Annotated in this window: 18 protein-coding genes; 9 read left to right on the forward strand and 9 right to left on the reverse strand. The window is 40.5% G+C overall.

Annotated features, from left to right (window positions below; genetic code table 11):
- Window positions 1-67: 67 nt before the first annotated feature.
- From tolA to BMW53_RS11945, 5 genes are all read right to left on the reverse strand, one after another.
- The gene (tolA, locus tag BMW53_RS11925; RefSeq protein WP_074780686.1) at window positions 68-1,156 is read right to left on the reverse strand and encodes a cell envelope integrity protein TolA; all 1,089 of its coding nucleotides are present in this window, start codon (window positions 1,154-1,156) and stop codon (window positions 68-70) included.
- A gap of 7 nt (window positions 1,157-1,163) precedes the next feature.
- A complete protein-coding gene (locus BMW53_RS11930) occupies window positions 1,164-1,571 on the reverse strand; it encodes an ExbD/TolR family protein (protein WP_038562226.1) in 408 nt (135 codons plus the stop codon).
- A 10-nt stretch (window positions 1,572-1,581) separates the two neighbouring features.
- Window positions 1,582-2,274, reverse strand: coding sequence for a MotA/TolQ/ExbB proton channel family protein (locus BMW53_RS11935; protein ID WP_074780689.1), 693 nt, complete (start codon window positions 2,272-2,274; stop codon window positions 1,582-1,584).
- 151 nt (window positions 2,275-2,425) lie between these two features.
- Window positions 2,426-3,805 carry a sodium:proton antiporter NhaD gene (nhaD, locus tag BMW53_RS11940; RefSeq protein WP_038562220.1) on the reverse strand — a complete coding sequence of 460 codons (1,380 nt, stop codon included), beginning with the start codon at window positions 3,803-3,805 and terminating at the stop codon, window positions 2,426-2,428.
- A 144-nt stretch (window positions 3,806-3,949) separates the two neighbouring features.
- Entirely contained in the window at window positions 3,950-8,323 is a 4,374-nt protein-coding gene (locus BMW53_RS11945) for a translocation/assembly module TamB domain-containing protein (protein ID WP_139178128.1), read from the reverse strand.
- A 184-nt stretch (window positions 8,324-8,507) separates the two neighbouring features.
- Between BMW53_RS11945 and tsaD the strand changes: the two genes are divergently transcribed.
- Both tsaD and sfsA read left to right on the forward strand, forming a co-directional pair.
- Complete coding sequence (tsaD, locus tag BMW53_RS11950; RefSeq protein WP_038562214.1) at window positions 8,508-9,536, forward strand: tRNA (adenosine(37)-N6)-threonylcarbamoyltransferase complex transferase subunit TsaD; 1,029 nt, start codon at window positions 8,508-8,510, stop codon at window positions 9,534-9,536.
- A 25-nt stretch (window positions 9,537-9,561) separates the two neighbouring features.
- On the forward strand, window positions 9,562-10,254 hold the full coding sequence (gene sfsA, locus BMW53_RS11955) for a DNA/RNA nuclease SfsA (protein ID WP_038565454.1): 693 nt from the start codon (window positions 9,562-9,564) through the stop codon (window positions 10,252-10,254).
- 51 nt (window positions 10,255-10,305) lie between these two features.
- On the opposite strand, the gene BMW53_RS11960 is transcribed toward sfsA, so the two are convergent.
- On the reverse strand, window positions 10,306-10,827 hold the full coding sequence (locus BMW53_RS11960) for a DUF4251 domain-containing protein (RefSeq protein WP_038562211.1): 522 nt from the start codon (window positions 10,825-10,827) through the stop codon (window positions 10,306-10,308).
- Between the two features lie 346 nt (window positions 10,828-11,173).
- On the opposite strand from BMW53_RS11960, the gene BMW53_RS11965 reads away from it, so the two are divergent.
- Window positions 11,174-11,842: a B3/B4 domain-containing protein gene (locus BMW53_RS11965; RefSeq protein ID WP_038562208.1), complete on the forward strand. Its 669-nt coding sequence runs from the start codon at window positions 11,174-11,176 to the stop codon at window positions 11,840-11,842.
- A complete protein-coding gene (locus tag BMW53_RS11970; protein ID WP_038562205.1) occupies window positions 11,842-12,393 on the forward strand; it encodes a 1-acyl-sn-glycerol-3-phosphate acyltransferase in 552 nt (183 codons plus the stop codon). Before BMW53_RS11965 ends, BMW53_RS11970 begins: the two co-directional genes overlap by 1 nt.
- 64 nt (window positions 12,394-12,457) lie before the next feature.
- On the opposite strand, the gene BMW53_RS11975 is transcribed toward BMW53_RS11970, so the two are convergent.
- Both BMW53_RS11975 and BMW53_RS11980 read right to left on the reverse strand, forming a co-directional pair.
- Entirely contained in the window at window positions 12,458-15,118 is a 2,661-nt protein-coding gene (locus BMW53_RS11975; protein WP_074780699.1) for a DUF5686 and carboxypeptidase regulatory-like domain-containing protein, read from the reverse strand.
- Between the two features lie 171 nt (window positions 15,119-15,289).
- Window positions 15,290-15,844 carry an HD domain-containing protein gene (locus BMW53_RS11980; RefSeq protein WP_038565450.1) on the reverse strand — a complete coding sequence of 185 codons (555 nt, stop codon included), beginning with the start codon at window positions 15,842-15,844 and terminating at the stop codon, window positions 15,290-15,292.
- A gap of 83 nt (window positions 15,845-15,927) precedes the next feature.
- Between BMW53_RS11980 and BMW53_RS11985 the strand changes: the two genes are divergently transcribed.
- The 3 genes from BMW53_RS11985 to BMW53_RS11995 all read left to right on the forward strand — a co-directional run bounded on the left by BMW53_RS11985 (window position 15,928) and on the right by BMW53_RS11995 (window position 18,957).
- The gene (locus BMW53_RS11985) at window positions 15,928-16,386 is read left to right on the forward strand and encodes a CYTH domain-containing protein (protein ID WP_038562191.1); all 459 of its coding nucleotides are present in this window, start codon (window positions 15,928-15,930) and stop codon (window positions 16,384-16,386) included.
- Between the two features lie 125 nt (window positions 16,387-16,511).
- Window positions 16,512-18,500 (forward strand): DUF3078 domain-containing protein, encoded by a 1,989-nt coding sequence (locus tag BMW53_RS11990; RefSeq protein WP_038562188.1) that lies wholly within the window; start codon window positions 16,512-16,514, stop codon window positions 18,498-18,500.
- Between the two features lie 79 nt (window positions 18,501-18,579).
- On the forward strand, window positions 18,580-18,957 hold the full coding sequence (locus BMW53_RS11995; RefSeq protein WP_038562184.1) for an SRPBCC domain-containing protein: 378 nt from the start codon (window positions 18,580-18,582) through the stop codon (window positions 18,955-18,957).
- A 37-nt stretch (window positions 18,958-18,994) separates the two neighbouring features.
- Here BMW53_RS11995 and BMW53_RS12000 read toward each other — a convergent pair whose 3' ends face one another.
- Window positions 18,995-19,444, reverse strand: coding sequence for a DUF4268 domain-containing protein (locus tag BMW53_RS12000; RefSeq protein WP_175463509.1), 450 nt, complete (start codon window positions 19,442-19,444; stop codon window positions 18,995-18,997).
- A 75-nt stretch (window positions 19,445-19,519) separates the two neighbouring features.
- Here BMW53_RS12000 and BMW53_RS12005 point away from each other — a divergent pair, with 75 nt between their 5' ends.
- Both BMW53_RS12005 and BMW53_RS12010 read left to right on the forward strand, forming a co-directional pair.
- The gene (locus BMW53_RS12005) at window positions 19,520-20,398 is read left to right on the forward strand and encodes a M23 family metallopeptidase (RefSeq protein WP_074780701.1); all 879 of its coding nucleotides are present in this window, start codon (window positions 19,520-19,522) and stop codon (window positions 20,396-20,398) included.
- A gap of 393 nt (window positions 20,399-20,791) precedes the next feature.
- The gene (locus BMW53_RS12010; RefSeq protein WP_081804906.1) at window positions 20,792-23,965 is read left to right on the forward strand and encodes a SusC/RagA family TonB-linked outer membrane protein; all 3,174 of its coding nucleotides are present in this window, start codon (window positions 20,792-20,794) and stop codon (window positions 23,963-23,965) included.
- Window positions 23,966-23,971: the final 6 nt, after the last annotated feature.

Below are 23,971 nucleotides of genomic sequence, written 5' to 3' on the forward strand. Positions count from 1 at the left end.
GATACTAGATACTAGATACTAGATACTGGATCCTGGATGCTGGATCCTCGTAGCTTGAGTTTCGATACTAATCCAATCTGAAACGATACGAAATAGTTCCCTGCTGGAAAGCTGCCGCATCAGGATCGACGTTGAATTTGGCTTTTAATGCTGCCTGCTTGGCTTCGTCCCAAAATGCCTTATTGGCAATCGTTGTTCCGCGAACTCCCGGTTCGGCAGAAGTAACTCTTCCGTTTTTATCCACGATAACTTTTACCACCACAATTCCGGCATCGTTACCCGGGTATTCCGGTTTGGGCAACGAAATTGCTGAGCGTCCTCCAAGGTCGAATGAAATGCCTGCGCCTGTTCCCTGGTTTCCGGCACCGCTGCCACCATCGCCATAATTTGTTGCATTCGGGTCGCCGGTTGGCACACCTTGGTTACCACCCGGGAATGTTGCTCCCTGGCTTTTCCCGTCGCTGTTGCCGGTGCCGCCGCTTCCTGAGCCACTGTTTGCAAAAGCGCCTTGCGTGCGCGAGTTTATCTCTGCAATTTTTCGTTGTTCTTCCAGCTTACGTTGGCGCTCCGCCTCTTCACGTGCTTTGCGTTCGGCTTCCTCGCGGGCAATTCTTTCTGCCTCCTCGCGTTGCTGGCGTTCTATTTCTTCTTGCTTTTTGCGTTCAATTTCTGCCAAACGCTTTTGTTCCGCTTCTTCAGCATTTTTGCGGTCTATTTCTTCCTGTTCTTTACGTTTTTTTTCATCCAGCTCCTGCTGACGTTTGCGCTCTTCTTCCTTTTTCTTTTTCTCGGCTGCTTCAATGGCTACTGTTTTTTCGTAGTCCTGTGTCATTGCAACTTCCTTGGCAGGTTCCGGTTCCGAAGTTTTTACCGGAGGCGGAGGTGTTTGTTGAGCCGTTGGTGGCGTAGATTTTTTTTGTGCCGTTTGTGGCGGTGGAGGAGGAGTGGTTTGTTGTTGTCGGCGCGCCGGACTTGGTTCGCGGTCGCCCAATCCATTCTCTGAATTTCCGAAATTAACCAGAATTCCTTCTTCTCCGGGCAGAGGAAGTGGCGTGAAAAAGCCAAGCACAAGCAATAATATCAGTACAATTGTGTGAAAAACAATCGTTCCGATAAGCCCCTTTTTCTTCTCGCTATATTCCTCTCTTTCTATCATTCTTCGTCTATTCAGGCGATGTTGCCAGTATCATTTTATACTTATTTCGGCGGGCAATGTTCATTATTTTTACCACTTCGTTAACCGGAACAGATTGATCGGCGTGCAACGAAATAAAAATATCGTCGTTACCCGAACCAAACTTATTGGTTAAAAACGGCTCAATTTCACCAAATTTTACGCTTTGAAGCTTGTTGTCGTCGTTGATATAGTATTTCAAATCGGATGTTATCGATATGGTTGTGATCGGCTTGGCAGCTGTTTGATTGTTACTTTGCGGAAGCAACAATTTCAGCGCATTTGGCGCAATCAGGGTAGAGGTAACCATAAAGAAAATAAGCAACAGAAATACAATGTCGGTCATCGACGACATGCTAAATGCAGCATTTACTTTATTTCTCTTTTTTAGTGCCATTTACTACAGATTATGCCGGTTCGTTTAACAGATCCATAAATTCAGAAGTGGTAGCTTCCATTTTAAAAACCACTTTCTCCACATTCGAAACCAAAATATTGTAGGCGAAATAGGCGATAATACCCACGATTAATCCGGCAACTGTAGTTACCATTGCCTGGTAAATACCTGTTGAAAGCAGTGTTACATCAATATTGTTTCCGGCGTTCGACATATCGTAAAATGCCTGAATCATTCCCATCACCGTGCCAAGAAATCCGATCATTGGAGCTCCTCCGGCTACCGATGCCAATACCGGAAGTCCTTTTTCCAGTTTCGAAATCTCGAGGTTACCTACATTTTCGATAGCGGCATTAACGTCGGTTAGCGGTCGGCCAATCCGGCTGATTCCTTTTTCCAACATGCGCGATGCCGGGTTGGGATTGCTGCGGCACAGTGCCACGGCTGAATCGATTTTTCCTGAAGTGATATAAACTTTTATTTTTTCAAGCAAACCTGAATCAAATCTTCCGGCTTTTTTTATGGCAAAATAGCGGTCGAAAAAGATGTAAACGGCTACTACCGACAAAAATAAAATCGGAATCATAATCCATCCACCTTTCATCGCCAGATCTATAAATTTTGTTGAAATGCCTTCCGGCTCGGTCGCCATAGCTTCCAACTCTTGTGGAAGATCAGTCTGAATCATCAATAAGTTAAACATGTTTATCCAATTATTTTTTTTTACAATTCTTAAAATAAAAAACGAGGTATAACCTTAAATATTATACCTCGCTAAAATAAGTAATATTTTAACCGTTTTGCTTGCTCTGCACCTCGTATCTTATAGAGTTATGAACAACTGATTTTTGATATTACAGGCCAAACATTACAAAGTAAACTGCGGCACCTGCCAGATAGCCAATTAAAGCCAGCCAGCTGATTTTTTTCAGGTACCAGATAAAATCGATTTTTTCCAATCCCATGGCAGCCACACCAGCAGCCGAGCCAATAATTAACATACTGCCACCGGTACCGGCTGTGTAGGCCAGGAATTCCCAGAAAGCTCCATCCTGAACAAAGGCAGCCTGGTAACCAACAGCTCCGGCATCGGCAATCGGGTACATACCCATTGCACCTGCTACCAACGGAACATTGTCAACCACCGACGAAAGCACACCAATGGCAAGGTCGATCAGGTAAATGTTGCCCAGTTTCTCATCGAGATAAGTGGCCAGGATATTTAAGTGTCCGGCTGATTGTAAGGCTGCAACTGCCGAAAGTATTCCAAGGAAAAACAATACAGTTGGTACATCAATGCGCTGAATTACAGCTGTAACTTTTAGTTTTTCTTTAATTTCTTTTGGTTTGTCTTTGTGAACAATTTCGCCAACCACCCACAAAAGGCCTAACGAAAGTAACATTCCCATGTAAGGAGGCAGGTGGGTGATGGTTTTAAATACCGGAACGAACAATAAACCGGATACACCCAAAATAAGGAACAGAAGCCGTTCTTTTTCGGTACTGTATTCCACTTCGTCTTCGTCGATTGCCGGGCGTTGAACATTTCCTTTCATGGTTACCGAAAGTATGGCCAACGGAACAACCATACAAACCAAACTAGGCAGAATTACATTCGTTATAATTGTACCTGCTGTAACCTGTCCGCCAATCCACAACATAATGGTGGTAACATCGCCAATTGGCGACCACGCACCACCGGCATTGGCCGCTAATACCACCATACTTGCAAAAAACCAGCGGGTTTGTTTGTCGTCGATCAGTTTTCGGAGCAATGCAACCAAAACGATTGTTGTAGTGAGGTTATCAAGCAGTGCCGACATGAAGAATGTAAGCAAACTCAATATCCACAGTAGTTTTACTTTATTGGTGGTTTTTATTTTATCGGTAATAATTTTAAATCCTTCGTGCTGATCAACCACTTCAACAATGGTCATTGCGCCAAGCAGGAAGAATAAAATTTCACTGATTTCGCCCAAATGATGGATAATCTCCGATTCAACAATAAATTCATGAGCAGCATGTAAGCCGTGCGAATCGGGATGAGCGACAAGGAATGCCTCCCAGGCCGGGCTAAAGCCGAGATGTAAAATGCCTTCAGCACCAAGTACATATACTACCCAGCATAAGGTGCCAATAATTAAAGCCGATGCCGCCTTATCGACTTTAAGTGGATGCTCCAGCGCTATGGCAACATAGCCCAGAACAAATACAACAACCATTAATATAAACATAGTAAATAATTTTAGGTATAAGTTTTTGTATTAAAGAATTGCAAAATTACCGGAAGTAAAATATTTGCAAAGGAAATCGGTCAGTTTTTTTTATGATTTATAATATAGAACCGGCCTTTTTATGTGCCGGAATAAAAGTGAACACTAGTTCTCTTTCTTTTTAAAAAGTTTGCCAAATTTTGTAATCAGTTCATCAATCGAATTATATTCTTCTTTAAACGATAAACCAATTCCCTGGGTATAAGGAGCTGTGTCGTATATAAGGTTGTTATTCGACCGGTTGTAAACTTTGAAAAGAATTTTTCCACTGCGCACCAGTTTTACGCTCATTTCAAAGTCGCCAACTATTTGACTGCTGTTGTTGTTATTGGTTCCGTACTGGTTCGTATTATTTCCAATATTTCCGTTCAATGTTACCCGGTCGTTAAAAATCTGTGTACTCAGTGCCAGCTCAATTTCATCGTTGGTAACCTGGTTTCCGGGGCGGTAATTAATACCAATATCCCAGTTTTCATCAATTTGCGAGAGCCAGTTACTTAGTTGGTTCGAAAAAACTTCGCTGGCCGTTGTACCTATCATATTTGGGTTTTGGGCTTCAAAAGTTCCCCGTACATATTCGGGCGTATAAAATTTTCCGAGAACGATTAACGAAAGGATTTGTTTGTTCATTTCCTCCTCGGTTTTAAAAAACTGCTGTAACTCATCACGTAGCGGTTCTTCAATATTTGGAAAGTTGATATCAAAACCAATAGTAGGATTAACCAGTTCATCCTGAAGGTTAATAATACATTCTACCGGCACACGATTGGTTTGAGAAAATTGCTGGTAACTTGTTGGCAAATCATTTAAAGATGCTTTTAGTTTATAAATTGCCTGTAAGTCAACAATTGCATTATAAGGATCGCCCGACCAAAGTATTGAACCGCCCGGCTCAATCGAAAAGCGCTTGTTCATTACATTTTGCAGGGTGAACAGGTAATCGCCTTCGGTTGGATTATAGTTTCCTGAGAGGCTCATGTTTCCTTCATTATCCATTTCAAAAAGCAAAATTCCTTCACCTTTTGCATGAATAACGTCGCCGATCTGCGAATTGTAAATCAGCTGAACTTCGGCATCGGGAGTGGCTTCAACGGTAATGCCTAAATTAAAACCTCCGGCATCGCGGTTTGAGCTATTGGTAAAAAAAGCCGATTCTTCCTTTTCTTCATCCGGTTTAACAAACTCCAGAAAGTCGTATTGTTTCAGTTCGCTCTGGCTTTCCATCGATATTTTAATGTCGGTTCCGGGCAAAGTGGTCCCAAAGCAAGTTAGATTTACACGTGTTGCCTGCCCCTCGATTTCGATACCTCCGTTGGCCATTACTACACCGTAAAACTGGTCATTATCTTTTTGAGTAGTATTTAGCGCTTTTATTTTATTCGACTGAAAATTCAGGTTGTAAGTCATGTTCTGAAAGTTATGCTGCGTAATTTCTCCATCAAAAATGGCCGTATTGTTCTGGTCGTCGAAAACCGTAATATTATCGAATATTATACTTCTGTTCTTAAAATAAACCGAATCGGAAAAATGATAGGGAACCTGCGTAGCATCGATGGTTAAGCCGGCATTGGCCCCATAAAGCGCACCATTTAAAAGGATACCTTTTACATTGCCGCCCAGGTTTACTTTACCCGATGCTGCCCCCTGGAAATTGGAAAAGTTCTCGCGCATAAAAGCCGACAAAATCAATAACGAAGCACTGTCAACTTCTATATCAAAATCCAAATCTCCGGCCGAAGGAGTGTAGGAGCCGGCTGCGTGAAAGTTTGTTTTGTTATTCCTGATAACTTTTAACTCGGAATCGATAACGGAGTTGGCCTGGTTCCACTGACTGGACAGAAAAATATTCCCCATGTATTCGTTTTTGTACGAAAGACTGTCGATTCTCAGATCCGATAAAATAACAGGCTCGTCAAATAAACGCGAAAAACCAAAGTATCCGTTTATTTTACCTTCCAGGTCAATTGTTTTGTCGAAATACTTATCCAGATAGTTTAGATCGATGTTTTCCATTTCCAACCTTACGAGGTCTGCTTTTTTGCTGGTAATGCTACCGTCGATAGTAAAAATCTGGTTGGCATGTTGAATTTTAAATCCATCTACTTTTATCGACGTAGTATCAATGCTGGCATAAAACGGATTTACCGACCAAAGCGTGTCGGCTACATAAATTTGCGATGGTTGCCCGTAAATATCAATGTGGCGCAGTTTTGTGGAATCGGAATAGGAAAATTTCGATTGCGTTCGAATAGCTCCACTGTAGGTAAGTTCATCAAAATTACTCCACGATATTATGTTTTCGAGTTCGTTGTTGGCCATTTTGCTGTCAACCGTAAAATTGTACAGCAGAAAGCCATTTCGCTGGTACAATTCTCCAATTCTGAATTTGGAGTTATAACGGCCATTCAGCGCGTTGTTTCCAATATATACATCGCGTGCCCAATTGTTGTTGTATTTTACACCCGGAATACTTCCGTTTAAATTCAGAATATTTCTTGGTGCGTTTATTTTTCCGTACAATAAAAACGGCCCTTCAAATTCCAGTTCCGGAATAAATATTTTTACCAGCGGGTTAATATCTTTTGCGTTAAGGTTGTAATCAAAATTATTTGAATTGGCTCTTGTTGTATCTGCCGGTATTCTTGCGGCCGGAACATAATGATTTACCAACTGAAAGAAATCGTTTTTTAAGTTTCGAAAGTTGTATGCGCCCAATATTTCAGCATCTAGAAAATCAGACTCGATACGAAGCTTGTTTTTGCCCGCTTCCTGGTTGGCACGAAACTCAATTCCTTGCAGGTTTACCTCGCCGTTTCGGTTACTGTAGTATCCTTCTTTTACCGAGATCATCCCGTTAATATTGTCGATTCTATCGCCGGTAAAGTTGGCTTCCATTTGAAAAGCCATGTTGCTTGCCGGAAAGTTTTGCGTAAAATTCAGGTTACCCGTGTAGGCGTGTCGCAGATTCATATTAAAATCGAAACGCGGAATTTTTTTGTTCAGGTCAAGCTCCCCGATAAAGGTGAAATCGAGGTTCGGGTCTTGAATTTCGAGTAAACCATCGAACATTTTTTCGTGTAATATTCCATCAATCGACAGGTGCCGGTAGTTGTAGTTATTGTATTCAATACTATCAATAGTGCCTTTAAAAATACCGGAAACAGCTTCGGTGGTTTTGTTGAACTGCCCATCGGCCGATCCTTGCAGGGTAATAGCTCCCAGCTCTTCATGTTTAAAAAGTTCGCCCAACTGGAAGTTTACTGTTGAAAGATTTCCCCGGTAATAAATTTGTCCTTCTTTTTCGGGCATAACCAATATATCGGTGGTTAATGAGCCCATTTCGCTTTGCAGGGTTCCGAAGGTTACAAAATCGGTTAAGAAACCACTAAAATTACCTTTAAACTGTAGCTGGCCAGCCTCGTAAAAACTCTCGGGAAAGCGTATGTAGCTGTTTGGTACGCTGTTGGGTAGGCGAATGCTGCTGATGTCCTGAAACGTTGTATTTGAATTTTTTAAATCGAGAAACAGGTACATATTGGCCGGATTAAGCAGGTCGTTCACATAAAAGTCGAGCAGTGCATTGGTTTCGTTGGCTGTTTGCAGGTACAGGTTTTTTCCTTTCAGGTCGTTCAGGCTGCCGTATATAATTCCTGAAAGTTTTATTTCATCGCGCATTCCTTTAAGCGAAGGAATCAGAGCTCCAATTTCCTGCATTCCAATTTCAGAATCGGCAATTTGAATATCCATATCAAAGCTGCGGTTCATCGAGTCGCTGGCGCTGTAAAACTGAAAACGCATATTGGTGTTGGTTAGCGACGAATGGTTGCTTACCATATTAAAATTTTCAACGGTAAGTACTTTTCCAACGTTTGTAATGTTGGCAGCAGCTTGTTTTAGGTGTAAGTTGGGGTCGGCATCAACGCTTAAATCTTCAATCCGGAACGCAACAGAATCGCGAAACGAATAAAAATCTGAGACCTTCAGATTCAAATTCCGGGTATCTAAAATCGGGTGGCTTTCGTTTTCGTTATTAACATACCGAATTTGCATGTCGTTAAAATTAAACGTACGGCAAGCAAAGGTCCAGGCATTTAGCGTGTCTTTTTCCGGGTTGGCCCCAAATTCTTCTACCAGAAAACCAAAATTGAAAACATCGGCCGTGTCTTTCGAGATGTAAATACGGTTATTTTCAAAATAAAGATCTTTTAAAACAACCTGTTTGCGTTTAAACTTTAAAGTGTCAACCCGGGCTTTTATTTGTTCGCTGTAAATCAGCGTATCGCCCAGCTGATCTTCAATTAAAACATCTTTCAGCGTTAGGCGTTTAAAAAAGCCAATATCAACTTTGCCAATTGTGATGTTGGTATTTAAATCTTTTGAGAGATTTTTGGCTATTTGTCGCGTAATTTGCGTTTGCACCCAGCTGTTTTGAATAAGCACAAAAATACCGCCCGGCAACATTATAAATGCTGCCAGCAAAACAATGATTATTTTCCAGCCTTTTTTAATAGTTTTGCAATTTTAGAACGAACATAATCCATTTCAATTAATAACAATAAAAAGGATAGCGCGTTTTGTTAACTATTTATTTTTAATAAGTGCAAAGATATAAACCCAACAGCGTTTATCGTGTTTTATTGAGGTAAAAAAAGGGAAGATTTTTATGGCTGATAAAGGAATTATAATAATGGGTATCGAATCGTCGTGCGACGATACTTCTGCTGCCATCATTCGCGATGGAGAAATACTGTCGAATGTGGTGGCTTCGCAGAAAGTTCATGAAGAGTACGGTGGGGTAGTGCCCGAACTGGCTTCGCGTGCACATCAGCAAAATATCATCCCGGTGGTTGATCTGGCGATGAAACGGGCCGGAATTGAACGTGAAGAAATTTCGGCTGTAGCTTTTACGCGTGGTCCGGGATTGCTGGGGTCGTTACTGGTAGGTACTTCGTTTGCAAAGGGTTTTTCGCTGGCTTCGAAAATACCGTTAATTGAGGTGAATCATTTGCAGGGGCACGTGCTGGCTCTGTTTATCAAAGAAAATGGAGTGGAATTTAACCCGCCCAAATTTCCGTTTTTGTGTTTGTTGGTTTCAGGCGGTAATTCGCAAATTATTCTTGTGCGCAACCATCTGGATATGGAAGTGATTGGGCAAACCATTGATGATGCTGCCGGAGAGGCGTTTGATAAATGTGCAAAAGTTATGGGCTTGCCTTATCCGGGAGGTCCGCATGTCGATCGTTTGGCAAAAGAAGGCGATCCGCACCGTTTTGAATTTTCGCGCCCACGGATTCCGGGTTTAGACTACAGTTTTAGTGGCTTAAAAACCAATTTTCTGTACTTTTTGCGCGACAATCTGAAAGAGAATGAAAACTTTGTGGAAGAGAACCTGGCCGATCTTTGTGCATCGTTGCAGCACACCATTATTGAAATTTTGCTTAGCAAATTAAAACGGGCTGCCCGCGAAACAGGCGTTAACGAAATTACTGTTGCCGGTGGTGTTTCTGCCAATTCGGGGTTGCGTAAGGCACTGCAGAATAATGCCAAAAAGCACCGCTGGAACCTGATTATTCCAAAGTTTGAATACACCATGGATAATGCAGCTATGATTGCCATTACCGGCTATTACAAATACCTGAATAAGGAATTTACCGGTCAGGATGCCGTTCCGTTTGCACGAACTCAGCTGTAATATTATTACCAGAAAATACCTGATTTTGAAATTTGAGAAAGAACTTGTTCATGGCCGGCTGATAAAACGTTACAAACGGTTTTTGGCTGATATTGAATTGGATACCGGTGAAATTATTGTGGCGCACTGCACCAATTCCGGGTCGATGAAAAGTTGCCTCGAAAATGGGGCAGAGGTATATCTTACACCGGTTGACGACCCAAAACGAAAAACAAAGTTCACCTGGGAAATGATAAAAATAAACGGCGACTGGGTAGGTATTAATACCGGCAATCCGAATAAGTTGGCGTACGAAGCCCTTTTGTACGGAGAAATTCCGGGACTGGATGAATATACAACCGTAAAGCGCGAAGTGAAATTTGGCGATTCGCGTTTTGATGTGTATGCGGAGAATGAGACAGAAAAGTGTTTCGTTGAAGTAAAAAACGTTTCTATGAAAGAAAACGAATACGCCTTGTTCCCGGATGCCGTTACTACACGCGGACAGAAGCATTTGAAAACACTGATGGATGTAAAAAGGCAGGGAATGCGTGCTGTTATGCTTTATATTATTCAGCGCAGCGATGTGCAGCTATTTGCCCCTGCCAAAGAAATCGATCCGGTGTATGCCGACTTGTTAAAGCAAGCTCACAGGGCCGGTGTCGAGATTTTTCCGATGCAGGCCAAAGTAACTCCCTCGGAAATTACATGGAGCAAAAAACTACCTTTTGAGCTATAAAAAAGCCGGAATATTTAATTATCCCGGCTTTACTCTGTGAAAAATAAAATTCTACTTTTTCTCTTTTTCTTCAATCGGAACCAAGTCGCCATTATAGGAAATAAACTGGCGATTGGTGCTGTTTACTTTTAAACTTGCCGATCCGGTAGCACCTACTGAAAAAATAAATTCCACGTTGTCGTTTTTGTTTTTTGCACTAAACTTAACGGTGTAACCACCTTTCTTTGCATCCTCAACTTTATAGTCGGTAACAGGTGCTTTAAAAATCATTGGCGAGTCTGTCGATCCGTAATCAACAGAATAAGCACGGCCAAAGTAAGGAAGATAAGAATCTACCTCACCATCCGTTAATACAACATTATACGGAGTTGTTAATGTACGTGTTCTTCCGCCTGAAGGAAGCATTTGTGTAGCATCAAATTGCCAGACATTGGCTTCAATAAGTTTTTTTGTTTGCTCGGTAAGCATAGCTTCACGTTGTGCTTTCTTCTCTTTTCTTGTAGGTTTTTTGTCTTGTGCATGCACTGCTACAATTGAAAATAGCAGAAATACCAATAAAATTATTCGTTTCATGACTCCAGATTTTGGATATAAAATACAAAAAATATGCCGCAAAGTCAATGGATTACACAAAAGAAAAGGGACATGTTTATATCCCTTTTCGTGCAGTTTAACTAAATAAAATCACTTTATATGATTTCTGAAAAATTTCAAACCGATTTTTATTCAATACCAATTGTGCGCCGTATTTTTTAAAACAGTTGGCATCGAATACAAAAGTTCTTTTCTTTGCAACGTTTCTTTACAACAACAGGTAAAATTAATGCTGTTTATTCTTTCGTAGCAAAGGTATTACTTTTGCAAAAAATTTAAAAGAGTAAAGTTGAATAATAAAAAAATGCAGTTATTCAGATAAACAATGCAAAGTATAACTATTAGTAGTGAATTAACAGAAAAAGTACCGGCATTGGTTTTGTCGTGTATTGAATGCGATGTGAAATTTCAGGAGCATAATAGCGAACTTTGGAAAGAGATCGAATCGAAAATTGAAGAGTTAAATAAAAGCCTGCGCGTGGAAGAAATAAGCAAAATGCCTGCCATTGCTGCATCGCGAAGGGCCTATAAAGTATGCGGAAAAGATCCCGCTCGCTATCGCTTGTCGGCCGAAGCATTACTTCGACGGGTTTTAAAACGTGGCGAAATTTACCAGATAAATAATGTGGTCGATCAACTGAATTTGGTTTCCATTTCAAGCGGATTTTCAATTGGTGGTTATGATGCCGATAGCATAACCGGAGCAGTTACTTTTGGCATTGGTAAAAAAGACGAAGCTTACGAAGGAATCGGGCGCGGGGAGTTGAATATTGAATTTATGCCGGTGTTCAGAGATGCGAAAGGCGCTTTTGGAACACCAACAAGTGATTCGGTGAGGACTTGTGTTACCGAACAAACAAAACGTTTTTTAATGATAATTATCGCCTACGAACCCACAGAAAGTATTAAAAATGCCACCAACCAGGCTCAGGAACTTTTAAAAAAGCATGCCGGAGCCACTAACTTTGAATTAAAAATTATTCAAGCAATATAATGAAAGGAATTTGTAAATTTTTGCTCAGACTGATGGGCTGGACCGTTGTTGGAGAGCCGGCACCGGCAAAAAAATGTATTATTATTGGAGTTCCACATACCAGCGCCTGGGACTTTGTTATTTCGTGGTTGTTTTACACCTCGAAAGGTGCGGTTGCCAATATTCTTATCAAAAAGGAATTTTTCTTTTGGCCGGTGGGTTATTTTGTGAGAAAAATGGGCGGTTTACCCATTGATCGATCAAAAGGGGCTAACGTAATTCGCCAAACCATTCAGCTCATCAATAAACGAGAGCGTATTCATTTGGCATTAACGCCTGAAGGAACCCGAAGTTTGAATAAACGCTGGAAAGCGGGCTTTCATATTATTGCCAAAGAAACCGGTATTCCGGTGTATCTCGGCTATTTTGACTGGGGACGAAAAGAAGTTTCGGTTGGCGAGCCCTTTGAGCTTTCAGACAATGCGCAGGACGACATCAAACGTATGAAGGATTTTTACCGCGAAAAAGGAATCAAAGGGAAATTTCCGGAGCTGTTTACAACCGATTATTAGTAGAAATATAGCATCAGAAATAGTAGCTTTTTATCCCATTATAAAAGCTACTATTTCGGTGCTGTTAGTCAAAAGCAGAAATGCTGAGTTTAACCTGAAAACTCTCAAAATCACTCTCGTTAAAACCTGCAAATACACCTACATTGCCTGCAAAAAACAGGTTGTTCAAACTGTAACCAACTTCCCAGTAATTATTGTATTCCGGCGTGGTAAGGTAATTTAAATGAAGGCTTTCGCTCCAGGTTCTTTTATTAAAAACCGACAGGTAACGCAGCAGCAGGTATTCCGACCGGTATTCCGTCATTACGTTTAGGTAACTTTTGTTAGTGCTTAAAGCATAGTCGTTTATCAGTTGAAAGCGATGCGTAAAAGGTTGCATCATTACCGGTATTTCAGCAGTGCTAAAATGTTTGTATTGCGAAAAGTGCATTTGCTTATTCGAAAAATAATGTCCGGCATTTATTTGCCAGTCAATACCAGTACTCGGCGAAATATTGGCCTGCTGGTGCACCGTAAAATCAACCCGGCTAAATTCTGATTCGGAATCAAAAAGATCGGGTACACCTTGTTTGTAGGTCAGGTTAAGTTCATAATAATCATTTACAAACAGAAAGGGCGATTCTTCGAGCCACGGTTTACGCTGCGATTTGCGGAAATTCAACCCAATGCCGTAACTGAAACTTTTTTGCTCGGCAAGTGCGCGATTGTCAGCTGTAAAGTTGGCGGGTAAATTGGGGGCAAAATCTTTGTAATCTGAAAGCGGAAACGAAATATTGTTTTGCAGCGGGTAGAAATGATCCATGTTAACGCTGGCATAATACCTGAAATACTTTTTAAAGCGCTGAGAGAAACTCAGATGCACAAATTCGCTTTCGTAAAAACGCATGTAGTTTTCGCCAAAAAACCACGAACTTAAGGAGTTAACAACCGGGCTAATTCCCTGAAGGCTGCTTTTAAAATCGCTGCTTTGCTTTCCGGCGTACAGGCTAATTTGGTTTCCTTTTGCCAGGAAATTAACAAATTGCGTGTTCAGGCTGCCAAACAGTGCTTTGCGGTTAAAGGCATAGCCCAGCTGCGGAGTAAGGTAAATTCGTTTTGTGGAATCGACCAAAAACCGGATTCGGAATTCCTGGCGGTATTTATAGCCGTCAACCGCGTTAAAATCAAAATTCACCGGCGAAAGCAAGCCATCATAACTCACACGAATAGTTGAATCTTTCGAAATATCGTAAGCTCCGGCCAAAAGGCGGCTTAAAATCCGTTTGCTACTTTCATTACCCGATACTGAGTCATTTGAAGCCGCTTTTTCCATCAGTTTTAGCGAATCGGCCATTTGGTAACTTTCAATTTCGGCTTGTGTTAGCGGGATGCTTCTCACCGTATCCCAGGCAATAGTTGTTTGCAGCGAATCGTTATTTTCTGTAATTCGGTAGCTGCCGTAATCGGGCGCCACAATCGTTGAATCTTTGTATTGCTCTTTTAAAATCTTACGGTTCAGGCGGGCCACTTTTTTTACATCTGCATTGCTCAATTCTTCCTTTGCATTCAGATCATTTAGCTCGCTAACCAACTTCTCTTCTTTTTCGCCGGCTTTCCGTTCAAGCTGTTCGGTATTGGTTTGTTCCGCTATTTCAGCGTCTTCGTATTGTATGTTAGAATAATTATTTACGATGGAATCGTACTTAACCGATGCGCCATAATAAAAGTTGCCGCGCAGCCCCAGCATACCGAAATCGCCTGTAATATTGTGCGAAACCGGCAGCCAGTTTTCATTATCAAGGTTCTCGAACTGTTGTTTTATACGGTAATTAAAAAACTCGAAACTGGAGCTGAAATCGAGGTTGTAAATACACCAAAGCTGGTCAACAATATAAATAAAACCTTCAACCAGTTCATCGCTTTTCCGTTTGGGCGTAACGCGTATTTTAAACACATCGTAATCGCCGGGCGTAATAAATCCTTCGTAAACAAAATGGTAATGTTTTAGTGCCAAAACCGATAGCGGAGACACCACTTCGTTGGGGCGTTCATCGTAAAAACTGGCTGTCATCAGGCCCATTACCGGCGGCTCGTCGAAACCCGTTATCGAGCTTTTTTTGCTTATCACCTGCTGGTTGTACTGGTTGGGATAATCGTACGTAATCCGGTTTTGCGACTCCATTACATAGGTTACATTCTCTTTAAAGTAATCGTTGAATTTGCGGCCGTCTTCCACTTCCTGCTTTTTTATCAGGTTCGGAATATTGCTGAAGGCAAAATTGGCTTTGATGTACAGATCGGCACCATAATGTTTTATATTCTTGCGGTAGTAAGGCGCTTTGGCAATCGCTTTCCGCATAATAAAATAGGCCGGATCTTCATCTCCGGGAAACACTTTTATCTCGGCCAATTCAAAATTCTGAGTCTGCAAAGTAATGGGTAAAAATAAACTGTCGGTTTGCACAGCGATCGTTTTTTCCAGCTTTTCGTAGCCCATCGATCGCACGGTAAGGTGAAAATTTCCGGATGGCAAATTAAAACTAAAATCTCCGTTTGTGTTTGATGTTGTTCCTTGCCGCGTTTCTGAAATATAAATAGTGGCATAGGGAACTGGCTGTTTTTGTTCATCCAGTATGCGTCCGGAAAGAACCTGCCCGCTGGCAAAAAAGTGGGCAAAAAGAAATAGAAACGTAAAAAAAACGGACAGTTTTCTGCCGGTTGATTGGTAGATTTTTTGGGTATTCATGGCTTCATTCTGTTTTCACCTTATTAACTTAATCCTATTTTTTGTATAAGATGGAACTCGCACAATCGATTTTCAACGTTTCATTAAGAAATCGATACAACTCGTTTCATTTGCAAGAAAATGAAAAAAGCGGTCTGGTTAAAATAGTTATTGTTTAAAAAGTATATGGTGCTATAATCCCAGATCATCGCTAATCGACCGCATTGCATTAACCGCCAGATCGGCAAACTCAGCGAGCGGAATACCAATTTTTTCGCACTCCATAATATTTTCGCGCTTAACCGATGCCGCAAAGGCCTTTTGTTTCATCCGTTTGGTAACCGATTTTGCTTTTACGCTGGCCAGCTTTTTATCCGGGTAAACCAGGGTTGTTGCAGTAATTAAACCTGTAATTGTTTCGCCGGCGGCCAGTGCGTGCTGAAATTCGGTGTTACGTTCTTTTCCGGTAGCCACTTCGTTGTGCATTACAATGGCATCAAGCATTTCATCGGTAATTTTTCCTTTTAGCAGCTTTTCGGCATAGGGACCGTGTGTGTGCGGGTCGGCATTTGTAATTTCCACATCAATATCGTGCAGTAAGCCTGCGATGCCCCATTCTTCCTCGTTTTTGCCCAGATGTTTGGCCACTGCACGTAGTACTGCTTCCGATGCCAGACTGTGTTTTAACATGTTTTCCGCCTCAACATTCGATTTTAGTATTTCAAGCGCTTCTTCTCTTGTAATCATATTCAGAATATAAATGTTCGCCGCATTAAAAATAGTGATAAATTTGTCAGCGTTATTTTTTCGAAACAACTAAACTTAATATCATGATTGAAATTGAACGGAAATTTCTTGTTGATACCAATTTATGGTGCCCAAAAGATTCGGGAAATCTTATTGTTCAAGGCTACCTGTCAACCGACAAAGAACGGGTAGTTCGGGTACGCATTAAAGGCGAAAGAGCTTTTTTAACCATTAAAGGCAAAACACAGGGAATTTCGCGTATTGAAATGGAATATGAAATTCCGGTTAATGAAGCTGAAATTTTAATGCAAATGTGTCATGATTTTCCTGTTCGAAAAAAGCGTTTCGTGGAAGAGATACATGGAATGACATGGGAAATTGATGTATTTGAACATAAAAATGCCGGTCTTGTTTTGGCAGAGGTTGAACTTAGCGCTGAAAATGAAAAAATTGAGCTGCCAAACTGGGTAACCCAAGAGGTGAGTGCCGATTATCGGTATTTTAATGCCTGGCTGTCAGAGCATCCTTATGCAACATGGTGATGTGTTAAAATAATGATGTTGAGACAATTAAAAAACGGGTGTTAGTTGTTTAGGAATTTAAAATATAGGATAACATAACAATGGTATTATTTTTGCGTTTAATCCGAAAGCTAAAAACAGTGTATATGTTCTCAGAAAAAGGGAAAGTTTTTTTACTTATTCTACTATTTACCGGCTTCTCAAAACTTTTATTTGCGCAAAACCCAATAATTGAAGAGGAACTTTTGCGCAATAATATCCAGGTTTTAAGAAGCTATTTTATTGAAAACAACAACTGGCACGTTGTTAAAAAGGAAGTGGGTACCGATGTTGATGCCTTATTGCATTTTATCGAGGATGAATCGCTCGATGAGATCATAAAAAACCTGAACGACACGCAGCGCGTTAACGGGAATTATGTAATGCGTTTGCCCGAAAATGTTGAAGACAGTCTTAGCGTGCCGGGTTTTGTGCCTTATTCCAGGCAGCAAATGGAAATCCGGGCTATAGAATCGGATTACAAGGCAAAGGTAAAACCCGAAGATATAATTGTTCCACCAGTAATAATTCGCGAAGCTGAAAACGAAGTAAAGCAGGTGCCCGAAGGTGAGGGTATGTCGCTTTTTACCGATTCTGTTTATACGTTTCCGGAAGAGCTCTATATTCCTGAAGTGATTCCCGACTCGATTTTAAATTCCCCCGACATGTTCAATGAACTTATCCGACGCGACAGCCTGCGGAGGGATTACATCGAAGAAAAACGAGTATTTTATAACGACTCGGTTAAAGCCGATTACATAGCGAGAATAGTTAGTGTTTACCGTGCCGGTAAATACAATGAAAACCTGCAATATCGCATAAAACGTTATAAAGACGAAGTTAAGCTCAATAACTACTACGTACTAAAGGCCTACAACGATGAAGTGGTGGCACAGGTAAACGATTCGATAAAAGCGGTTTTAAATATTTTGATGGAGTATGCCGACCATATTGATACCACACACTTGTCGTTAATTAATTTATATGGCGAAAAGGAGGAAATTTTATTGCAGAACGGTGCCGAACGTTATTCGCGCATTTGGTTAAAAAACCAGCAGAACGATTCGCTGGCTGTGATGGTAAAAAATACCGATAAACGAACGGTGCAGATGTTGATTGACGATGGCGTTACATTTTCGAGGTTTAAGGAAAAACAAACCAAAGATTTTGATTTTGAAAGCCTGAAGCCAGATTATAATAAATTTAAGGGAGTGGGAAAAAGTTACGAGCTTGAAACTCCCTGGAATATTGGTGGCGACGGAAGCATTGGGCTTACTCAAACCTATCTTGATAATTGGAAAAAAGGGGGCAAAAGTGCCCTGTCCACGTTAATGGTTTTAAAAGGTTTCGCGAATTATTCGCGTAAAGACGCTAAGGTAAAATGGGAAAACTCGGCGGAATTCCGAAACGGTTGGATTAAGCCGGGAGGCGAAGAGTCGGAGTGGCAAAAGAATGATGATAAGTTTGAATTCACATCGCGTTACGGATTAAGCGCCTTTAAAAAATGGTACTATAGTGCCGAGCTTAACTTTAATACACAGCTATTTAGAGGTTATAAATATCCTAAAGCGGATAACCCGGAGGTGCTTTCCGCATTTCTTGCTCCATCAACAACTTATTTTAAAGTTGGTTTAGATTATAAGCCAAACAATAACCTGTCGTTATTCCTGTCGCCAATAACGATGAAAAACGTTTACGTGCGCGACACTGCTTTGGTTAACCCGGTTAGTTTTGGTATCAACGAAGGTCGAAAGGCATTTTGGGAGCCTGGTTTGAATGCCGATCTGCGTTACAAAACTCAAATAACCGACAATATCTCGTATGAGACAAAATATAAGATGTTTATTAACTACAAAGACCCGTTTAAAAAATTCGACTTGAACTGGGAAAACAACTTTAAAATGCAGTTAAACTCGTATATCGACATACGTTTAATGCTTCATTTTATTTACGACGACGATGTGAAGTTCCCGGTTTTCGATGCTGAAGGCAACAAAAGTGGCGAGGAAGCCAAACTCCAGGTAAAAGAGTTCTTTACCATTGGGTTTTCGTATAAAATAAATAAGAAGGTGATGCGTACACACCGAATTCGCTAATGGGCAACGATGTTGTTTTGTGCAAACAATAAATCATTTAAAAGAAGAAAAAAGTTACTTTTGATAAAAAGACAAATTCATGAAAGATTTAAAACGCTACTATATTTTAACCGCTGATCCGAAAGACGTTTACAATGCTTTAACCAACGAAAATATGCTTGAAATATGGACCGGCGAAACAGCAGTTATGCCGCTGGAACCAAACGCCGAATTTTCGTTGTGGGGCGGAAGTATTTCGGGTGTGAATGTGGAATTTGAGCAAGATAAAAAGATCGTTCAAAAGTGGTTTTTTGGTGAAGAAGTAGAAAATTCGTTGGTGACCATAAAACTACATCCGCATAAAAAGGGTACAAGCATTGAATTGCGTCATACCAATATTCCCGACGATGCTTTTGATAACATCTCGGAAGGCTGGGATGAAGACTATTTTGGAGCACTTAACGAACTGTTTATCTAGTTAGGTAATAGTTTTCTGTTCGAGAGGAAAAGGCTTCTTATTTCAGCTCTTCCTGTAAAAGGTCTCTTATTTCAAGAAAGTTGTGTTCGAGTTTTAGCATGTTTTCAATAAAGAAGTTGAAGATGTCGGGCCATTGGTTCTGACGGTGAAAATCAACGCCTTCCAATTGTGTATATATCCGGCATACTTCGGCACCACTGTCTTCGCGTTCGTGCAAAAAGTCCCACTGCAAACCATTTGCAAAACCATCTTCAATAACCGGCTTGTATTTTTCCAGAAATTCGTAGGCTTTCAGTCTTTTGTTTTCATTTTTATTACCCAGTTCCAGAATTACCTTTGCATCTTTACGACTAACATCAAAACGCAGCGCCACACCTTTAATTTTTGTTTTATGTAGCACCCATTTTCGTTTCCGGTATTGTAATTCAGGATGTACACTGCAGCGCTTGTCAAACAGTTGCCAAAAATCCAGCTTTAATTGTCGCAATTCCTCTTTTGAATACATGCGCCAAAGGTAAACTAAATTTAATTTTTACTTTTATCATTTGTAAACATGTGCTATATGATTCACAAAATACTTCTATTGTTAAAATTAATATTGATTACCAGTGTCACAATAGCTCAGTATGTTGAAGTGCAGGCCAATTACAATTCGCTTGGCGATTGTGTTTTTAGTGCAACCAACAATGCAAAAGTGCCAATGTATCTGCATATTAACTTTGCCGACCTGGAGAACACCACGTTTAACGAAACCTTACCCTATGTAAAGAAAGTAGCACCGGGTTTTAATAGTCTTTTTACACTTCAGCGCGATATCGATGCCGAAATTCCGCGTTTTAATTACGATATTGAAACTTTCCGGTCGAATCCAACGGCCGATATTGATCTTGATTTTCCTTATTTAATTCCGTTAAAAGAAGGTAAAAGCGTATCGGTTTTCGATGTGAAAAATATTGATGGTTTTTGGGGAAATGACACACCCGATTCCTGGTTTGCATCAGGTTTTAAGGCCGGTCGGGGAGATGCCGTTTTTGCCAGCAGAAATGGTATTGTAACTGAACTTGTTGGGGAAACGAGAACCGAAGAATCGCGTTTTTGGTATCATACCTTTACAAACAGTATTACCTTGTTGCAACCCGACGGAACTTTAATTTGTTATCATGGTGTAAAGTATAATCCGGAGCAACTCGTTGTAGGGCAAAAAGTATTTGCCGGGCAAAAAATAGGGGAGTTGTCCAATAAAAACGGCGAATTGATAGTGCTTATCTATCATGATTCCCTATTTACCCAAAAGTTATCGTTTATTATTCCGCAGTTTGTGGTAAACAACAATGGCGATACCGAAATCCTTAATGTTGTAAGCCCCTACACCGTTTTTCACCCTCAGGCTATTCGAGGACTGGAAATGACAAAGCACGAGAAAAGAAAGTACCTGAAATAACAACAAGTATTTTTATGGTTACTATTTTTACAAAAATCAAACGAAAATTTGAACATCAACAAAACATTAATTGTTAAATATTTTTTATACTTATACAATTGTTAAATATTGTTAATTTGTTTAGTATTAAAGAGGGTTTTTGACGAAGAAACATGACAAATATCACATCATTCTGTTTCTCATTCGTTAAATTTGTGATGTATATGAATATGATAACACTTCGAATTAGAATTAGTTAATTTAAGTCTTTATCCTTAAACGGCCAATCAGAAACAAATTTTAAGAAAGTAACTGTTTGATGTAAATATTTGTTAATTGATGTTTTTTTTTTCTAATTTGCCGGTGAGTATTAAAAGTGAGTGAGTTATTTACTAATATTTTAAATTTTATTCTATGAAAAAAATTGCGCTAATGCTATTGGGCATTGCCTTGTTTGGCGTGCTTGTGGCTGAAGCACAGGTAAAAAGTATCACAGGTACTGTAATCAGTTCCGATGATGATATGGGCATACCTGGTGTTTCAGTAAGTGTTAAAGGTACCACAATTGGTACAGTTACAAACCTTGATGGGGTTTACCAGCTGGAAGTTCCGTCAGATGCTGCAACCCTTATTTTCTCCTTTGTTGGTATGAAAACGCAGGAAGCACCAATCTCTGGAAGTGTAATCAATGCAACTCTCGTTCCTGATGTTATTGGAGTTGACGAAGTAATGGTAGTTGCTTATGGTACTTCTACCAAGGGATCTTTTACCGGTTCTGCCGGAGTTGTTGAAGCAAAAGAAATTGAGAAACGTCAGGTTTCCAACATTTCAAATGCTTTAGCCGGAACAGTTGCCGGGGTACAGGTATTAAGTAATAATGGTCAGCCTGGAAGTTCTGCAACAATCCGTGTTCGCGGAGTAGGTTCTATTAATGCAGGTACAAACCCGTTATACGTTGTTGATGGTGTGCCTTTTGATGGCGACCTTTCATCTCTTAACTCTGCCGACATTGAGTCGATGACAGTGTTGAAGGATGCTGCTTCTACCGCACTTTACGGTGCACGTGGTGCAAACGGAATTATCATGATTACCACTAAAAAAGGTAAAAGCGGTGAAACAAAAGTTACTTTTGATGCAAAAGTAGGATCGAATGCACGGGCTATTAAAAACTACGATGTTTTAACCAGCCCTAAGAATTATACCGAAATGGCTTATGCAGCTATTTATAATGCAGGTATTTATAACCTGGGTTATGATCCGGTACAGGCGAATTCGTATGCCAATGCACGTCTTACCTCAAACAGTGAAGGTGGATATGGCTACAAAGTATATACATTGCCTGCTGGAGAGTCTTTGGTTGGAACAAACGGAAAACTGAATCCAAATGCAACTTTGGGTTATAACGATGGCGAGTACTATTACACTCCCGACAACTGGGCTGATGAGACTTTCCAAAACAACATGAGACAAGAGTATAACCTAACCATATCAGGTGCTAACGAAAAGCAAAACTTCTACCTGTCGTTTGGTTATCTTGATGATGAAGGTATTGTTGCTGGTTCTGGCTTCAATCGTTTTTCAGGCCGTTTTAAAGGCGACCAAAAAGTAAACGATTGGTTAAAAGTTGGTGCCAACGTAAACTTCAACAAAATTGAAAGTAATTACCCGGGCGAGCAAACATCTACTTCATCAAGTGGTAATGCCTTCTTTATTGCCAACTACGTTGCGCCGGTATATCCAATGTATGTTCGCGATGGCGAAACAATGCAGGTAATGGATATTAATGGCCGTAAAGTTTACGATTATGGCGACGGAGTAAGTACAAACTTCTCTCGTTCATTTATGCAGATTGCCAACCCTGCCGGAGACCTTGCATACAATAAAACCGACTATTTAATGGATATCATTAATGCGAACTGGTTTGCTGAAGTAACACCAATGAAAGGCTTAACGCTTACTGCAAAGTATGGTTTACATATCGACAATACTCGTTACAGCGATTTAGGTAACGCCTACATGGGACAAAGTGCTCAGTACGGTGGTACAGCCTACCAAAGTCAAACTCGTGTATGGGGATTTGACCAACAATACATTGGTTACTACCTGTTTACAATAAACGACGAACACCAATTTGACATTACTGCCGGTTACGATGGTTATTCATATACAGATGAATACATTTCAGGTAGCGGCCAGAATTTGTACAACCCTGAAAGTTATTACCTAAGTAATGCGATTGATAATTTGAATACCGGCGGCGAGAAAGATACTTACTCAACTGAAGGTTATTTTGGTCGTATTAATTACTCATTACGCGATGCATATTTCCTGAATGTTGCTTATCGTCGTGACGCTTCTTCACGTTTTAGCCCGGATAATCGCTGGGGTGACTTCTGGTCGGCAAGTGCTGCCTGGATGTTGACTCAGGAAGATTTTATGGCAGGCATTTCATGGGTTGATATGTTAAAACTGAAAGCTTCTTACGGTGAGCAGGGTAATGATAACATTGGTAACTACTACGCTTGGCTCGACCAGTATTCTATGTCGGGTGCCGACGGCGTTTTCTCTGATGGTACGCTGGATTACAAAGGAAATCCTGATATTACCTGGGAGACTTCTACTTCATATAATATTGGTGTTGACTTTGCTGTGCTGAATAGTAAACTGTCGGGTTCGGTTGAATACTTCGGACGTAAATCAACCGATATGCTTTACTACAAGCCTGTACAAGGTAGTGTTGGTTATACTTCAATTCCAATGAATATTGGTTCGATGACTAACTCAGGTGTTGAATTAAACCTGAACTTGAGCATTATGAATCGCGATAACTTTAACTGGACTGCAAATGCCAACGCAACCTTTATTAAAAATAAAATTAATGAATTGCACCCCGACCTGGAAGGTCAGTTAATTGATGGTAGCCGTATTTACGAAGAAGGCGAATCAATGTACCGCTATTACTTTGTTGAGTATGCCGGTGTTGATCCGGAAACAGGTTTGGCACTTTATTACGCAGGAGAAGGTGAAGACGGAGAACGCGTAAAAACAAGCGATTACTCATCTGCACTGGAGCACAAAGTTGCAACTGATGATTTATTACCAGCCGTTTATGGTGGTTTCAGCACAAGCATTGAAGCTTATGGTTTCGACGCTTCTATTCAATGTTCTTACCAACTGGGTGGCGATATTTACGATTCTGGTTATTCACGTTTGATGCACGAAGGAAACTCAGGGTCTGCAGGAAATAACTGGCATAAAGATATTTACAACGCATGGACACCAGAAAATACAATTACTGATGTACCACGTGTTGATGCCAGCGACTTGTATGCAAATTCTACTTCAACTCGTTTCTTAACAAGCTCTGATTATTTGAGTATCAATAACATTACCTTAGGATACACATTGCCATCGAGATTAACCGATGTATTAAAAGTTGAAAAACTTAGAATTTATTTTGCAGCTGATAACGTAGCATTATTAACAAGCCGCAAAGGATTGGATCCACGTCAAAGTTTTACATCGGCCACAACTGCACGTTATACACCGATTCGTACACTTTCGGGAGGTATTAACTTATCATTCTAATTTTTA

Source organism: Draconibacterium orientale (genome assembly GCF_900111425.1).
Classification (GTDB): domain Bacteria; phylum Bacteroidota; class Bacteroidia; order Bacteroidales; family Prolixibacteraceae; genus Draconibacterium; species Draconibacterium orientale.

What these genes read in the sequence shown, in the direction of transcription:
- BMW53_RS11975 (WP_074780699.1), bottom strand. Translation starts at nt 15,118, where the DNA reads ATGAATACCCAAAAAATCTACCAATCAACCGGCAGAAAACTGTCCGTT.
- BMW53_RS11970 (WP_038562205.1), top strand. Translation starts at nt 11,842, where the DNA reads ATGAAAGGAATTTGTAAATTTTTGCTCAGACTGATGGGCTGGACCGTT.
- BMW53_RS11930 (WP_038562226.1), bottom strand. Translation starts at nt 1,571, where the DNA reads ATGGCACTAAAAAAGAGAAATAAAGTAAATGCTGCATTTAGCATGTCG.
- nhaD (WP_038562220.1), bottom strand. Translation starts at nt 3,805, where the DNA reads ATGTTTATATTAATGGTTGTTGTATTTGTTCTGGGCTATGTTGCCATA.
- BMW53_RS11990 (WP_038562188.1), top strand. Translation starts at nt 16,512, where the DNA reads ATGTTCTCAGAAAAAGGGAAAGTTTTTTTACTTATTCTACTATTTACC.
- BMW53_RS11980 (WP_038565450.1), bottom strand. Translation starts at nt 15,844, where the DNA reads ATGATTACAAGAGAAGAAGCGCTTGAAATACTAAAATCGAATGTTGAG.
- BMW53_RS11995 (WP_038562184.1), top strand. Translation starts at nt 18,580, where the DNA reads ATGAAAGATTTAAAACGCTACTATATTTTAACCGCTGATCCGAAAGAC.
- BMW53_RS12010 (WP_081804906.1), top strand. Translation starts at nt 20,792, where the DNA reads ATGAAAAAAATTGCGCTAATGCTATTGGGCATTGCCTTGTTTGGCGTG.
- BMW53_RS11935 (WP_074780689.1), bottom strand. Translation starts at nt 2,274, where the DNA reads ATGTTTAACTTATTGATGATTCAGACTGATCTTCCACAAGAGTTGGAA.
- BMW53_RS11965 (WP_038562208.1), top strand. Translation starts at nt 11,174, where the DNA reads ATGCAAAGTATAACTATTAGTAGTGAATTAACAGAAAAAGTACCGGCA.
- BMW53_RS11960 (WP_038562211.1), bottom strand. Translation starts at nt 10,827, where the DNA reads ATGAAACGAATAATTTTATTGGTATTTCTGCTATTTTCAATTGTAGCA.
- BMW53_RS12005 (WP_074780701.1), top strand. Translation starts at nt 19,520, where the DNA reads ATGATTCACAAAATACTTCTATTGTTAAAATTAATATTGATTACCAGT.
- BMW53_RS11985 (WP_038562191.1), top strand. Translation starts at nt 15,928, where the DNA reads ATGATTGAAATTGAACGGAAATTTCTTGTTGATACCAATTTATGGTGC.
- tolA (WP_074780686.1), bottom strand. Translation starts at nt 1,156, where the DNA reads ATGATAGAAAGAGAGGAATATAGCGAGAAGAAAAAGGGGCTTATCGGA.
- tsaD (WP_038562214.1), top strand. Translation starts at nt 8,508, where the DNA reads ATGGCTGATAAAGGAATTATAATAATGGGTATCGAATCGTCGTGCGAC.